At 36.0% G+C, this 15,151-nt stretch carries 15 protein-coding genes; 7 read left to right on the top strand and 8 right to left on the bottom strand.

What is annotated here, in order from left to right:
- The first annotated feature begins 94 nt into the window (after positions 1-94).
- On the top strand, positions 95-433 hold the full coding sequence (locus STA7437_RS19200) for a hypothetical protein (RefSeq protein ID WP_015195045.1): 339 nt from the start codon (positions 95-97) through the stop codon (positions 431-433).
- 298 nt (positions 434-731) lie between these two features.
- Here STA7437_RS19200 and STA7437_RS19195 read toward each other — a convergent pair whose 3' ends face one another.
- The 4 genes from STA7437_RS19195 to STA7437_RS19180 form a co-directional block, all read right to left on the bottom strand.
- Positions 732-1,250, bottom strand: coding sequence for an anti-sigma factor family protein (locus STA7437_RS19195; protein ID WP_015195044.1), 519 nt, complete (start codon positions 1,248-1,250; stop codon positions 732-734).
- A gap of 113 nt (positions 1,251-1,363) precedes the next feature.
- Entirely contained in the window at positions 1,364-2,020 is a 657-nt protein-coding gene (locus STA7437_RS19190) for a sigma-70 family RNA polymerase sigma factor (RefSeq protein WP_015195043.1), read from the bottom strand.
- Between the two features lie 79 nt (positions 2,021-2,099).
- Positions 2,100-2,645, bottom strand: coding sequence for a late competence development ComFB family protein (locus STA7437_RS19185; protein ID WP_015195042.1), 546 nt, complete (start codon positions 2,643-2,645; stop codon positions 2,100-2,102).
- A gap of 161 nt (positions 2,646-2,806) precedes the next feature.
- The gene (locus STA7437_RS19180; protein ID WP_015195041.1) at positions 2,807-3,658 is read right to left on the bottom strand and encodes a M23 family metallopeptidase; all 852 of its coding nucleotides are present in this window, start codon (positions 3,656-3,658) and stop codon (positions 2,807-2,809) included.
- Positions 3,659-3,989: 331 nt separating this feature from the next.
- Between STA7437_RS19180 and STA7437_RS19175 the strand changes: the two genes are divergently transcribed.
- The 3 genes from STA7437_RS19175 to trpE all read left to right on the top strand — a co-directional run bounded on the left by STA7437_RS19175 (position 3,990) and on the right by trpE (position 8,220).
- Positions 3,990-6,059 (top strand): DICT sensory domain-containing protein, encoded by a 2,070-nt coding sequence (locus tag STA7437_RS19175; protein WP_015195040.1) that lies wholly within the window; start codon positions 3,990-3,992, stop codon positions 6,057-6,059.
- A gap of 100 nt (positions 6,060-6,159) precedes the next feature.
- Positions 6,160-6,588: a photosystem I reaction center subunit II PsaD gene (psaD, locus tag STA7437_RS19170; protein WP_015195039.1), complete on the top strand. Its 429-nt coding sequence runs from the start codon at positions 6,160-6,162 to the stop codon at positions 6,586-6,588.
- Positions 6,589-6,690: 102 nt separating this feature from the next.
- On the top strand, positions 6,691-8,220 hold the full coding sequence (trpE, locus tag STA7437_RS19165) for an anthranilate synthase component I (RefSeq protein WP_015195038.1): 1,530 nt from the start codon (positions 6,691-6,693) through the stop codon (positions 8,218-8,220).
- Between the two features lie 15 nt (positions 8,221-8,235).
- Here the strand turns inward: trpE and STA7437_RS19160 are convergent, their stop codons facing one another.
- Together STA7437_RS19160 and STA7437_RS19155 are read right to left on the bottom strand one after the other, a co-directional pair.
- A complete protein-coding gene (locus STA7437_RS19160; protein WP_015195037.1) occupies positions 8,236-8,871 on the bottom strand; it encodes an L-threonylcarbamoyladenylate synthase in 636 nt (211 codons plus the stop codon).
- A gap of 367 nt (positions 8,872-9,238) precedes the next feature.
- The gene (locus STA7437_RS19155; RefSeq protein ID WP_015195036.1) at positions 9,239-10,300 is read right to left on the bottom strand and encodes a mannose-1-phosphate guanylyltransferase; all 1,062 of its coding nucleotides are present in this window, start codon (positions 10,298-10,300) and stop codon (positions 9,239-9,241) included.
- Between the two features lie 499 nt (positions 10,301-10,799).
- Between STA7437_RS19155 and STA7437_RS19150 the strand changes: the two genes are divergently transcribed.
- Entirely contained in the window at positions 10,800-12,053 is a 1,254-nt protein-coding gene (locus STA7437_RS19150; RefSeq protein ID WP_171815463.1) for an LCP family protein, read from the top strand.
- 10 nt (positions 12,054-12,063) lie between these two features.
- Complete coding sequence (locus tag STA7437_RS19145; RefSeq protein WP_015195034.1) at positions 12,064-12,573, top strand: pentapeptide repeat-containing protein; 510 nt, start codon at positions 12,064-12,066, stop codon at positions 12,571-12,573.
- 107 nt (positions 12,574-12,680) lie between these two features.
- Here the strand turns inward: STA7437_RS19145 and STA7437_RS19140 are convergent, their stop codons facing one another.
- Complete coding sequence (locus STA7437_RS19140) at positions 12,681-13,169, bottom strand: hypothetical protein (RefSeq protein WP_015195033.1); 489 nt, start codon at positions 13,167-13,169, stop codon at positions 12,681-12,683.
- Between the two features lie 192 nt (positions 13,170-13,361).
- Here STA7437_RS19140 and hemF point away from each other — a divergent pair, with 192 nt between their 5' ends.
- A complete protein-coding gene (gene hemF, locus STA7437_RS19135; RefSeq protein WP_015195032.1) occupies positions 13,362-14,387 on the top strand; it encodes an oxygen-dependent coproporphyrinogen oxidase in 1,026 nt (341 codons plus the stop codon).
- Positions 14,388-14,566: 179 nt separating this feature from the next.
- Here hemF and STA7437_RS19130 read toward each other — a convergent pair whose 3' ends face one another.
- A complete protein-coding gene (locus tag STA7437_RS19130; protein ID WP_015195031.1) occupies positions 14,567-15,019 on the bottom strand; it encodes a hypothetical protein in 453 nt (150 codons plus the stop codon).
- Positions 15,020-15,151 lie beyond the last annotated feature (132 nt).

Here is a 15,151-nt window from a genome sequence, read left to right as displayed (position 1 = left end):
GGGTAGCTGCATAGTAAATTAAACCTAAACGTATCTAAGATTGTGACAAAACAAAGTAAATAATCACTATTTTAATTATTGAGGTCTAGAAATCATGAAAACATCTACTTTTGGTATCTTAGCTACTGTTGCTTTAACTTTCTCTCCTTTAGCTGCTTTTGCTCAAGAAACACAGGTTATTCAACAAAATGCGTCTAATTCTGCGATCGCAGTTGGTAGCGGAAACCACATTCGTCAAGATGTCAATCAAAACTCGGTTCAAAATCAATTTGATTTTGATGGTTATACTAATTCTCCTTCTACTCAAACATCTATTCAAGGTGCTTCCAATTCAGCAGCAGCCATTGGTCAAAACAACAATATTACTCAAGGTGTCAATCAAAATTCTCTACAAAATAGTGGCAATGATTTTTCTCAATATTTTAAATACTAGTTGCTTTTATATATAGCGTTTCTTACATTAATGAAATATAGTCAATATCTTAGTTTTTTGTTGATAGTTGATGGTTAATTATTAATTGAAAACTTGTCAATGTCTTATGCTGATCTGACAAATTTAAGAATCGCTATATAAAAACATTTTTAATCCTTAACTAATTATAGATATTAATCACGATAGTTAAGGATTTTTTTTGATTATTAATTTTGACACTACTTTTTGTCGACGGGATTGAGTTTTTTGAGGCGTAAATATTTTTTAAGAAGCAATATAAGTAATCAAATACATCAAATTATTGCTCATCAGTCAAATTAGATGATGAAACCGATGCTTTAGGAATTTTAACAGCAGGTTTATTTACTGCCACAGCTACCATAATTGATTCATGATTTTGTTTCTCTACAGAGTTTGCCATCTTAAACCCTAAATTTTCTCCAGAAGACAAACCAGATATGACTGCTACAAATAAAGCAGCTACTGCACTTCCTCCCCAATACAAAAGTCGCCGTTTTCGTTGAGAACGGTCTATTGCTTGAAAGACATTAACTGACAAATCTGCTGTAACTTGTTGATTAGTTGGTATAGGAATACTCTCAAATTTGCAGTGCAGTTGGCGTAGTTTATGATAAATTTGTCTGATTTTGGGGTCATTATCCAACCAATCTTGTACTTGTTGACGTTCTTGGGGTGTTACTTCGCCATCCAAATATGCGCTCAATAATTCAAAGCAATCTGGTGTAGTATTTTCACCTTCCCAATCACTCAAATAAAATTTGTGACTCGACTCAAAATCGTCAAACTTAGATGTCATTCTTACATCACCACTGGGTAGAACTTAAATATTGAGCTTAAAAAGCAGGGAAAAAATTACTGCCAAAGCAACTGTATTTGTGCCAGAAAATTTTTTGTCCTATTACCAACATACTACCCATCAAGATAATTTTGCAATACCGATTGTAGTTTTAATCTCGCTCTGGCAATTCGAGATTTTACTGTACCTAGAGATACTCCTGTAATTTCTGCTATTTCTTCGTAAGCCATACCTTCAATTTCTCGTAATACAATAGTAGTACGAAAAGCTTCTGGCAAATCTGCGATCGCTCTACGAAGTTGGTCATAAAATTCTCTTCTGGTCAAATCGTCATCAGGACTAGGATAATCTGACGGCAATTCCCAATTAATTTCTCCATCAGAGATAGAAAGGGGAGCATCTAAAGAGACTGGTTCGGCTATGCGTTTTCGTTTGCGTAATTCGTCATAAAACAAATTTGTGGCAATGCGACTTAGCCAGCCCCTAAATTTAACTGGTTCTTGTAAACGATTAATATTGCGGTAAACACGAATCCATACTTCTTGAGCTAAATCGGCTCTCTCTTGCCAATCAGGAGCAAGATGATAGAGTAAGCGGTCAACGTGAGATTGGTATCTACGCAATAATTCAGCAAACGCGGATCGGTCTGGCTGAGAGCCTTCCTGACAGCGCACAATCAGATCATAGTTAGAGAGTTTTTCCGGAGACACAAGGTTTTTAGGATCGGTCACCTCAACTCTTGACCATGATACAGGAAGAGATTGACTCATGTACTTATCTACAAAAATCTAGATAGGGTTTCTTGGTTGCTAGACCAAATTTTTTTAAAAAAGTTCCTTGATTGTCTAATTAGAAATTTGCTTTTTGCTCATAATCAGGAGCATAATCTTTGAGCATATTACTTAATTGACCAGCAAGATCGGAATGACTAGTTTTGCTAAGAGCTTGTCTTTCGGGGAAGAAAGTAGGACGGTCTAGATAACGGGCAATAGCATCATTAACTTGTTGATTGATCAAATCTTGTAATTCTTCTCTGGCACGTTGCCGTTGATAATTAGCACCTTCTTCGGTAGTAGCGTAGAGAGGAGGCAAGCGATTAAGAGCATAAGCAGCAATATCTCCTACATCTAGAGATTCTTCGCTAGTTTGTTCAATTTCAGCAACACGGGTAATAGCTTGGCTGAGTACTAATTCTTCCATCACGTTGATAAACTGTTTACGAGGAACAGCAACAACTTCCCCTGTGAGTAAAGCTCCCATTAATTTATCCAAAGCCATATACTCTTCAACCGACAGTTCTGCTGCGGTATCACAAATCTTTCCGACTTCTGCTTCCATGCTTGGAGTTAAATAGCCGTCTTGAAGAGCCTGTTGTACTATTGCTTGAATCCCCATAGTTTCCCAAATTGTGGCAGTGTAAATTTCAAAATAATGCTTCTGACTATCTTAATCTTTCCCCAGAAAATCGCAAATGGCGTCATTAAATTACTGTTTTTATCGAAAAGTTTATTTAATCTAAATAAACTTCACTAATTTAAGCCACATTCTCATTTTTTCTAGTTAATTTCACCGAATCGCCACGGAACTGGATCGACCGAGACTCCGTGAACATACAGACCCCAATGTAAATGCGAACCGGTAGATGCTCCAGTTGAACCAACTGTTCCAATTGATTGCCCTGCCTTGACTACATCTCCTTCCTGGACATAAATATCTTGAAGATGAAGAAAAATACTAACTACACCTTGACCATGATCGATGCCGATAGTATTACCGTGAACTTGAAACCCTTCTGCTTCTTTACCTATTAATTTAACTACACCAGCAGCAGGAGCAACTACTGAAGAACCTGTCGCTCCAGCGTAGTCTACGCCTCTGTGATAATAATCTTGGGCAAAAACACCATTGTAATAACGACGTATCCCAAACTCAGTAGAAATTCTACCTGCATTAGGTTTAATAAAAGAACCTTGCCAATATTTTTGGGGTGTAACTAAAGCTTTGAATTGAGCAACTCGATTCAATTCGGTTTCGGTGGCTTCTCGGTCAGCTTTACCTGTTAAAGTGATTCTTTGGACAGAAAAAGAACGATTTTTGAGCCAAACAGCCAAGTTTTTGGTTTCTCCATCACCTTGAACTCGAATAGTTAACTTACCAGCTTGATTGAGAGGAGAAGTAGGTAGTAAAGCTCGATAGCGATCGCCTAAAGAAAAAACTGGATATTCTTGTTGTTCAACCATAACTTTGGGTTGAGAACTAGAGTCAGTTTTGACAATGACAGAAATTGTATCGCCTAGTTGAGGTTGAGCAGGAGTAATTTTAACTTCTAAAGCTTTTAAAGGAGCAGCAATAGTCAGCAATAAAAGGGTGCTAATCCAAGTTAGACTAGGTTTAAAACTAAATAACATAGTGACCTGTGTTGTTGACAATGGAAACAGTCAATAGTTTATTCCACCTAAATAAGAATCTCAGTAATTGTTGAGAATTATAATTTTTTAGTCAAGGAAAGGAGACAGTTTTTTGTAGGATGTTCAATAGGGAGCAAAAACAAAAAACAAGCAAACTTAGTCTCCCTTGGAGCAAGGCTTGCTCGCACTTCTCTAATCCATGCTCTCATTCCTAACTATTTCAAATCAATCTATTAATTTTAATGGCAAATTTTATGTATATGTAATTGTTGGGTTTGAGGACTATGGTTGCTGATGCAAAATTGGTTCGTATTTCAAGAAGAAATTATAGATGAGCATATCTAAGTCTGTGGTAGTTCAGCTACTGAAACATTTTCCCAGTTGGCGACCACAAATGTACTTTAAATCTTCTCTGACTGCTTTATCGCACGCGATGGAAGATCGAGTTTTGGCAAGTTCAGACTCACCCTTGATTATTGCTTCTTTTCAAAAAGAACGTTTTTATCGTCAAGAAGCCCATCGTTATCGACGTATTGCCCAAAAAACTGACCAAGTTTACGTTTTAGCTGCACCAGAAGCTGAATTTAAGCATAGTTCTCATGTCTATGAAACAGTTGCTTTTGAGCCTACTGATAGTTTGGCGCAAGAATGGCATTTGGTGGTGATTGGAGAAGATTACGCTAGCTGTTTGATTTGTCACGAAAAAACTAACTTTTTAAATGATAAACAAACTAGTTCGGCAATGGATAATAGTCGTCGTTTTGAAGGTATCTGGACTTTTGAGCGCCAAATTAGTCTTAAGGCTGCCGATCTTCTTTTGCAACGTATTTTAAAATATCGACCAGAATTAAATCAAAAAATTGAGCGGGGACGCAAAATTTATTTGGCAACAAATCCAATTGAATCATCTCCAAAACTTTCACCAAGAGAATTAAAAAAACTAGAAAATAATAATCCCGATCCTTTTGTTCAAAGATTAGTAAGTTATTTACAAGCGGGTCATTATAAACTACTTAAAGCAAATAAATCTTTAGCAATTAAACAACAAAAAGAACAGTTATTAAATTCAGTAACTGATGCAATTAGACGTTCTTTAGATACGGAAGAAATTTTACAAGTTGCTGTGCAAAAACTAGGAGAAGGTTTAAACGTTTGTCGGTGTCTGGTATATCGCTGTAGTGAAAAAGATAGCGCAGCAATTATTAATCATGAATTTATCAGTTCAGGCATAAAATCGGTTAAAGGACAAACTTGGCAGTTAAAAAATAATCCTTTATTTGAAGAAGTAGTTGAATTAAGAGATAGTTTAAGAATTGATGATACTCGTCTAGATCCTAGAATCAATCAACAGGCTTGGCAACAAGGTACAGGAGAATATTTAATTAATTTAGTACAGACTTGTTCGATTTCTTCTTGGTTGTTAGTTCCAGTTTTGTATCAAGACCGATTATTAGGCATGATGGAATTACATCATTGTGATGAAGTTCCGATTGTTTGGAAGGAAGACGATGTAGCCTTAGTAGACGCGATCGCAACTCAAGTGGGAGTAGCTTTGATTCAAGCAGAATCCTATGCTAATCTGGAAGACCTCAACGAACAATTAGAAGCATTAGACCGTACTCGTTCTAATTTAGTGGCAATTACAGGGCATGAATTACGTACGCCTCTATCAACCATTCAAGTCTGTTTAGAAAGTTTAGCTAGCGAACCCGATATGTCTCCTGAATTACGTCAGGTGATGCTTAATACTGCTTTAGCTGATGCGGAAAGAATGCGTAATCTGATTCAAGATTTTTTGACTTTATCTCGTCTAGAAAGTGGCAGAGTCGAGTGGAATAGCGAAGCCTTATCAATCAATGAATGTATTGAATTGGCAATCAGTAACGTGCGATCGCGTCTTAGTCAAAAAAAACTACCGCAAATTGTAAATCTGACTCCTGCTGAATTACCTTTGGTACAAGCAGATGGAGAATGGCTAGTAGAAGTATTAGCAAAATTACTCGATAATGCCTGCAAATTTACTAACAGTGAGGGACAAATTACCATTGCAGCTAAACCTAAAGTTGGTAACAAATTAGAAGTCACAATCACTGATACAGGTAGAGGTATCGAGCCAAATCGCTTAGAAACAGTTTTTGAGCGATTTTATCAAGAAGAAGGAGCTTTAAGACGTAGTGCAGGAGGAACAGGTCTAGGATTGGCGATTTGCCGACAAATTGTCAAAAATTGGGGTGGGAAAATTTGGGCAGAATCAGAAGGAAGGGATCAAGGCAGTCAGTTTCATTTTACTATTCCTGTTTTTAATGAGGGTCTGGGCGATAATCAAGCTACGGCTGAGTTCAACCAACCTACGAAAAAACCAAAATCGCAAAAAAAACATAACACTCAAAGAAAAAACTAACAAACTGTTACAGTTCTTGACAGAGCTATGAGAAGGACACAGACTCAGTGATAGCATTCCCTACATATCCAATTAATATATCTGTGAGAGAAATTTTCTTATGGCAGAACAACTTAGTGGAAAAGCACCTCAATTTGGTGGCAGCACTGGCGGTTTACTTTATAAAGCACAAGTAGAGGAAAAATACGCCATTACCTGGACGAGTCCTAAAGAACAGGTATTTGAAATGCCCACTGGTGGCGCAGCAACTATGAATGAAGGTGATAATATCCTTTATTTAGCTCGTAAAGAGCAATGTATTGCTATGGGAGCTCAACTGCGGACTAAATTTAAACCCAAAATTGAAAATTATAAAATTTACCGCATTTATCCCAATGGGGAAGTTCAATACCTTCATCCTGCTGATGGTGTTTTCCCTGAAAAAGTTAATGAAGGTCGTGAATACAACGGCAAAATTGACAGAAAAATTGGTGATAATCCTAATCCAGCAACCATAAAATTCTCTGGTAAAGCTACTTACGAAGTTTAATTTTATTTTTATGGGGATTAATGACTAGAGACTGGAAGGAAGATGATAAGATTTGTTATTGCTTCATGCCTAGTCCCTAATTTTTAGTCCCCAATTACCGTCATGATTTTCCCCGATTTTACTCAGTTTTCTGCCCTTGCCCAGCAAGGCAATTTTGTACCTGTCTATCAAGAGTTAGTCGCGGATTTGGAAACACCTGTATCGGCTTGGTATAAAGTTTGTGCAGGTCAACCCTATAGTTTTTTATTAGAGTCAGTTGAAGGCGGAGAAACCCTTGGTCGTTATAGTTTTCTCGGTTGCGATCCTGTTTGGGTACTAGAAGCTAGAGGAGAAGTAACCACTCAAACGTATCGAGATGGGTTGGTTAAAAACTTTAATGGTAATCCGTTTGAAATTTTGGCTCAATGCCTTGAACCAATTAAACCAGTAAAATTGCCTCAATTACCACCAGGGATCGGCGGATTATTTGGGGTTTGGGGTTATGAATTAATTCGTTGGATTGAACCAAGAGTACCAGTTTATGAGCCAACTTCCGAAGACTTACCTGATGGTGTTTGGATGCAGGTTGATAATTTGATTATCTTCGACCAGGTCAAACGTAAAATTTGGGCGATCGCTTATGCGGATCTCAGAGAGACAAACACGGATGTACGACAAGCTTATCAAGAGGCTTGCGATCGCGCTGCCAAATTAGTTTTAAAATTACAATTACCGCTGCCAGTAGAAGCTAAATCTTTGGAGTGGAAAGCCACAGATCAATATACAGAACAACCACCATTAACTTATTCTAGTAACACCTCTGAAGAATTATTTTGTCAGAATGTTCTAAAAGCCAAAGATTACATTCGGGCAGGAGATATTTTTCAAGTAGTTTTATCGCAGCGATTATCAACTACTTACACTGGTCATCCTTTTAATTTGTATCGTTCGTTACGAGTAGTCAATCCCTCTCCCTATATGGCTTATTATCAGTTTAATGATTGGCAACTGATTGGTTCATCTCCAGAAGTGATGGTCAAAGCTGAACGCTGGGAAAATAACAAAATTAAAGCAACCCTTAGACCAATTGCAGGAACAAGAAAAAGAGGAATCAACCAAACGCAAGACCGAGCATTGGCAGAAGATTTATTACAAGACCCCAAAGAAATTGCCGAACACGTAATGCTAGTAGACTTAGGACGTAACGATCTTGGTCGTGTTTGTGTCAAAGGTAGCGTTACAGTAGACGAATTGATGGTGATTGAACGCTATTCCCACGTGATGCACATTGTGAGTAATGTAATTGGAGAGTTAGAAGCCAATAAAACGGCTTGGGATTTACTTAAAGCTTGTTTTCCTGCGGGTACAGTTAGTGGTGCGCCTAAAATTCGGGCAATGGAAATTATTAACGAATTAGAACCAGAACGTCGTGGTCCTTATTCAGGAGTTTATGGCTACTATGATTTTGAAGGACAACTAAATAGCGCGATTACAATCAGAACGATGGTAGTTCGTCCCCAATCAAACAACCGTCATTTAGTATCTGTGCAAGCAGGGGCTGGCTTAGTAGCTGATTCTGTTCCTGAACAAGAATACCAAGAGACTCTTAACAAAGCTAGGGGACTTTTAGAAGCAATTCGTAGTCTTAACTAGAATCTCAGACAGAAATTATTTCATCAGATGAGAAGGTAAAACGATTTGAGAAACTAAAGGTCTTAAATCATCAACTGAAACTGTGCCAAAGGTCATAATAGTAGGCATTTCTACAGTAAAGTCGATTAAAGTTCCACTGCGACCATATTTGCATTGACCACCATCAACAATCAAGGAAACTTTGTCGCCAAAAAAACGTTGAGCTAAATTAGCATCAGTAACTTTGGTGTCTGCAAAAGAAGCAGCAAGTCCTACTAAAGGAAAGGGTAGTTCGTTGACTAAATCGTAAATAAAGCGGTCAGGACAAGCTACAAATACGCTTTTGTAACCATCAGTAATAATTTCAGATAAAGAAGGTTTAGCTGGCATAATCATCGTTACAGGATAAGGAAAATGGCTCATCATTTCCTCTGCTGCTCGATTGACTATTACTACTTGTTCAGCTTTTTCTCGACGAGTGAATATAGTTAAAGGTTGAGGAGATGTAGGGGGTTTAATCTGTCTAAGTTTGGTTAAAGCTTGATGATTATTACCATCGACGACTAAAGCATAAACTGTATCTGTTGGCAGAATTATGACCTCTCCTGCTTGTAGACGATTTTTGATTTCGGGTACTAACTGCCAATTTTTTTGAACTGCTTGTTGTATCATTAGTTTTTTTTATAAGATTTGCGAGCTAATCGTATCAGCTTATACAGTATTCAAATCTTAAATGCTAATTTTACGAACATACTTCTATCAAAAGATAGAGTTATTACCAAAATAAGCTGTGATACCAATCAATTCGATTAGTAGTCTCAATTTTTAGTATTAGAAAATTTTATAATAATAATTGCTACAATCGCTGTCGTACAGCGATCGCTTGTTGCGCCAGCGGACTTCTTTGAGTGCAAAGTATGAGCAAACCTCTGGTTCTTAAATAATAGTTATAAAAAAAAAAGAAAAAGCTCTAGAAAAATTGCAAAATTCAAGAGTTTCTTCCTTATAAAAATCAAGTTTTTTCTACTGAACTAATAATTTAAAGTAAATGTTCAAAATGAGGATTTTGTTGCAGCGATTTAACTACTTCTTTGATTTCTTGAGTACGATCTTTATGAACTATCAGAGTGACATTGCCGTCTCGCACTACAACCACATCTTCTAACCCAATCGTCACAATTACTTCTTCGCGATCGCTAGAATATAAAATTGTTCCTTTGGTATCTTTACCAAGATGAGTAGCCATTTCAACATTATCTTCTTTTCCTTTAAGCAGTCGTTCTACCCCATTCCAGTCGCCAAGATCATCCCACCCAAAATTAGCAGGTAAAACGTAAGCCAACTGAGTTTTTTCCATCAAAGCATAATCAATACTTTTTTTCTCTAATTGAGAATAAGCTGCTTGTCCTTTTTGAATAAGAGGTTGAATAATTTCGGGAGCATGAACAGTTAATTCATCTAAAACAACTTGAGAGCGAAAAATAAAAATGCCACTATTCCAACTAAAATTCCCAGTTTCAATAAAAGATTGAGCCGTAGATTGATCGGGTTTTTCGGTAAAACGATTGACTTTATAGGCAATTAAAGAATCAAACTTTCCTGTTGTCTCTCCTTGCTCAATATAACCATAACCAGTGGAAGGATAATCGGGTTTAATACCAAGAGTAACGATCGCGTCTTGTTGTTTAGCGAGTTGAGTAGCAGCTTGTAAAGTTTTAAGATAAGCTCGACAATCACCAATCCAATGATCGGCAGGAAAAAATCCTAAAATTGCGTCTTTGGTGTGAGCTTTTGATACTTCTAGAGTTGCCCAAGCTACAGCAGCAGCAGTATCTTTGCCTTCTGGCTCAACTAATAAATTAGTTTTTGGAAGTTCGGGTAATTGTTCTATTACACCCTCAGCAATCAAAGCCGAAGTAATTACCCAGAGGTTTTCCCATCCTCCTGCCAAATCTAACAAGCGATCGGCAGTTGCTTGCAGAAGACTTCTACCACTACCATCTAAACACAAAAATTGTTTGGGTTTTTTTCTGCGACTGAGTGGCCAAAAACGTTCTCCTTTTCCGCCAGCTAGAATGATTGGTACTAACTTTGTCTCCATTCCCATTTGTCCTCGGGTATCAATCTTTCCTATCTTCGCTTCTCATTATCTGTTTTGACTACGATTAACTTAAAATCATTGACAAATCAGAAGTGAATGATTGTAATGTAAATGAACTTTAACTGAAATACAATAAAATTAAAAGTTTACTCTCAATTATCTGTTTTTTTAGTAAAAAATCTGGCTATTTTAATCCAATTAAAAAATTCATCATCGGGATATTGTTTAAACTTAAAGCTTTACTGAGGGTAATGAAGTACAGCCAACATTCTGGTGTTTGTTATTGGTTAATTGTTAATTGTTGATGATTGATGATTGATGGTTGATTGGTAACTTGCTATTTGATAACTGATAACTGGTAACTGGTCACTGATAACTGATTTAGATATACCCTTAATCCAAATATAATCTGATTGAGTCAATAAGATTGCATTGATAAATAATTGCTTTAATGCTAAAACACTTAAAATATTCTTTTTATCAAAAAAATCAGATTAACTTGAATTTTAATCGACATCAAAAATTATTATCATTTCGTAATGGTTTATCTTGGGGAGTTATTGTCAGTTTGACTACCATTCTTTCTGGAATAATTGGAGCAAGCTTAACTTCAATTGACCCAATTAATCATGCAATCATGACAGTTATCGAGCAAACGAAAACTTCTAATTTATCACCAAATCAATCCGTTGCCAAGTTGAATCCTAATTCTTTTGAGCAACCAGTTAATATTCTTTTTATTGGAATTGAACCTGTAAAAAGTGTTTCTGATCGTTACTCTCCTACTTTTACTGGTTCAAGCAAAACAATTTTACTATTACAATTTAAACCTCACCAAAAAACTCTTAGAGTTATTAGTATCCCTAACGATAGTCAGGTAAAAATTTCTGGAATTGGTCAAACTAATATTAGTAATGCTAATCGTTATGGTGGAGCTAAGTTTTTAACTCAAGTAGTTAGTGACAATTTTACAGATTTAGGAGTTTCACCTAACCAACCTTTAACTATTGATGGTTATTTTAGAGTTTCCTATCTGGCTTTAGAACAATTAAATAATTGGTTTATTACAAAAAAAGATGTTAATCCAACTATTCTGACTCAACTTAGGCAACAACCTCACAAAAATCAAAATGACTTATCCAATTGGCAAAGACAAGAGATTTTTTTGAAACAATTGCATCAATATTGGCATTCTCCTGAATTAACAAATAATATTCCTAAAATTCTTTCTAGCCTTAAACAATATATTGATACTAACTTAACTTCAGCAGAAATATTAGCTATAGCTAATTTTATTCATCAATTAGAACCAGAACAAATTAATTTAACTATAGTGCCACAATATGTCAAATATCAGCCTAAAAAAACTGATTTACCAGTCAAAATGCTTGACAATGATCATTTAGCTCAGATTGCTTCTGCGGAAACTAACTATTCCTTAGAATTAAAAAATCTTCCGATCGCAGTACAAAATACCACTGATAATCCAGAATTAGCTAGTCGTCTGCTTGATTTTTTTAAACAACGAGATTTTCGCAATGTTTATTTGATCGATCATCTTCCAATCAATTTAAATCAAACCGAAATTATTGTTGAACGAGGAAACATCGCTTTTGCAGATTATCTGAAAAAAAGCTTGGGTTTAGGTAGATTAGAATTATCTCCTACTAGCGATGCCAATTTTGAATTGACAATTCGCATTGGAGAAGATGCTCAATATCTTAATGTAGAAGATGATTTTATTCGCTATTGATTACAAGAGAATGCTAGTTAAACTCCTCCGCAGTTTATTAGCTTTAGTCATTATTTTTTCTTTAGCCATTTTGTGGGTTTTGTTAGATGCGCACCCAGCTTTAGCGCAAGAAAGTGCAGTTAACTATACTTATAGTGAAATACGCGATCAAGATTTTTCTCATAAAGATTTAGCTGGTGCGGTTTTTGCTGCTGCTGATGCTAGAGGCGCAAATTTTGAAGGTTCAGATCTGAGTAATTCGATTTTAACCAAAGCAGTTTTTTCTAACGCTAATTTAGCAGAAATAAATTTGACTAAATCTTTAATGGATCGAGTGGCTTTAGATAATTCTAATCTTACCAATGCCATTATTCGTGAGGCAGTAGCAACCAGTACTAATTTTGATGGTGCTACTATTACTGGGGCAGATTTTTCCGATTCAATTCTTGATCGCTATCAAATTTATCTACTTTGTAAACGGGCAGAAGGTGTAAATCCTACCACAGGAGTTTCCACCAGAGACAGTTTGGGTTGTCGATAGTTCGATAAGTTAATGGTTAATGGTTGATTGTTAATTATTCATCCTTCATCCTTCATAATTAGTAATTAGTAATTAGTAATTAGTAACTGGTCACTGATAACTGTAGATTAGCTATCTAAAGCTAAACCATTTTCTGCTGCATGAGCTAATTCTGTAGCAACGCGATCGCAATAAGGACGAATCAACCACCACATGATCGGTGATAACCAACCTTTGAGGGTAATTGAATAGGAAATATAACTACCACAAAGGGTAGATTCTACTTGATAAGTTATTCTTTGTTCTAATCCTGCGATCGCAATTACCCTCATACTGAGTAATTCTAGTGGACGTACATTTTCCACAAACATTCGGATCGGAATGGGAGTCAAGCGAGTGACTACTTGATAAATTAAACCAGGTTTAGCAATTAATCCTCTCGGAACATTTGTACTAGCAAACAAAGGATGCCAAGAAACGTCAGCCAAATCGATTAGTTTTTGCCAGAGAATTTCAACAGGTGCATCACTGACGGCACGATAGGTTTTGAATACTAAAAATTTGCAGGAGAGTTTTCCTCTGTTGGCAAAGAGTTTGAAGGAAAAACAAAAAATCATAGCTCTCTCCTCTTGATCTTGAAATGCTTAGGCACATATTGTAGGCGATTAAAATTAAACTGAGATCAGTCTTGGGTATATTAAGATATTTTGCGTTTCTAACCTCTCCATACCTCTACTCTGGTTCAGTATTAGTTTGAGCATATACAATTTTTCAATACTTTTAAACGTAGCAAATTGAGCAATAAAGCAATGACAGCTATCAAAACAGACATAACCAATACCTTTATTCCTCCTGCTGACTCCAAAGAAAGAGTGAGTCAGTTTATGAAACAACTACAAGATGAAATTTGTACTGGTTTAGAACAAGCTGATGGTGAAGGCAAATTTAGAGAAGATAGCTGGGAAAGAGAAGAAGGCGGTGGTGGGCGATCGCGAGTTATGCAAGCAGGGGCAGTTTTAGAACAAGGCGGTGTTAATTTTTCTGAAGTTTGGGGACATCAACTACCACCTTCAATTCTCAAACAACGTCCCGAAGCAGAAGGACATGGTTTTTATGCGACTGGAACTTCAATGGTACTTCATCCTCGTAATCCTTACATTCCCACAGTCCATCTTAATTATCGCTATTTTGAAGCTGGCTCTGTGTGGTGGTTTGGTGGTGGTGCAGATTTAACTCCATACTATCCTTTTGCAGAAGATGCAGCCCATTTTCACAAGACTTTCAAAGGTGCTTGCGATCGCCATAATTCGGAATATTACCCTGTCTTTAAACGCTGGTGTGACGAATATTTTTATCTCAAACATCGTCAAGAAACTAGAGGCATAGGTGGGATCTTTTTCGACTATCAAGACGGACAAGGACAATTGTATCGAGGACCTGATCCACAAGGAAAAGCAGCGCACTATAGTAGGGACTTAGAAGAAATTAAACCTCGTAATTGGGAAGACTTATTTAGTTTTGTACAAGACTGTGGTAAAGCCTTTTTACCTGCTTATGTACCAATTTTAGAAAAAAGAAAAGATACTGAATACAGCGATCGTGAACGCAATTTTCAACTCTATCGTCGCGGTAGATATGTCGAGTTTAATTTAGTATATGACCGAGGCACAATCTTCGGTTTACAAACGAATGGACGTACCGAATCAATTTTGATGTCATTACCTCCTCTAGTTCGTTGGGAATATAATTATCATCCCGAACCAAATACTCCTGAAGCAGAATTATATAATACATTTCTCAAGCCTCAAGATTGGGCTAATTGGCAACCAGTTTAATCAACAAAATAAAAATTTTTTTAGATTGGGTTCAGTAAAAAGCTGAACCTACTTTTTTTATTATTATCATTGCCGAGGTATTAACAAAATTAAACCTGTGTTTATCTGTGTGTATCTATGGATATTTTTGCTGATCTAAAATTAGAATTGAAACATTCAGATTAAACCACAAATAAAATTTAAAATTCCCATCCTATATTATGAAAATCTTTATAATCTTCTGAAAAAAAATTTCTTCTCCCAATATAAGATTCTTTAATTATTTCAAAAATAAATTCATACACTTCCTCAAATTTATTAAACTCATCCCAAAATAATTTAAATTCTTTCATCCAAGGAAAAATAGTCACAATATAATTATCAATAACTTTACTTACAGATAAAGAAATAGATACTTTTTCCTCTGTAGACTCTTCCAAATTTTCAGGATTGTCGTATAAGGTCAATAAAACTTGAAAGTGCATTGTACCTTGATCATCAAAAGAAATGTTGTCTTGCTCAAAAGAACAGTCAAAATATTCACCCATTTTTTGAACAAAAACATCAGTAAAATCTTGACAAGTTCGACAGTTTTCTGCTGCTTCCTGTTTCGCCTTGGCATAAACTTGACATAATTCTTCAAATTTTGACATTGCGCTCTAATTATAATTTGATCGTTGATTATATCTATTCTTGATTAAATAAAAATTAAAAACAAATCGTAGACACATTTGTATTGTACAAATATTTATATTCTATATTTCATTAACAATTATCAGTAATCA

Origin of the sequence: Stanieria cyanosphaera PCC 7437 (genome assembly GCF_000317575.1) — a bacterium.
GTDB lineage: Bacteria > Cyanobacteriota > Cyanobacteriia > Cyanobacteriales > Xenococcaceae > Stanieria > Stanieria cyanosphaera.
Note: the sequence above shows the minus strand (reverse complement) of the source record. Positions and strands in the feature narration are given on the sequence as shown.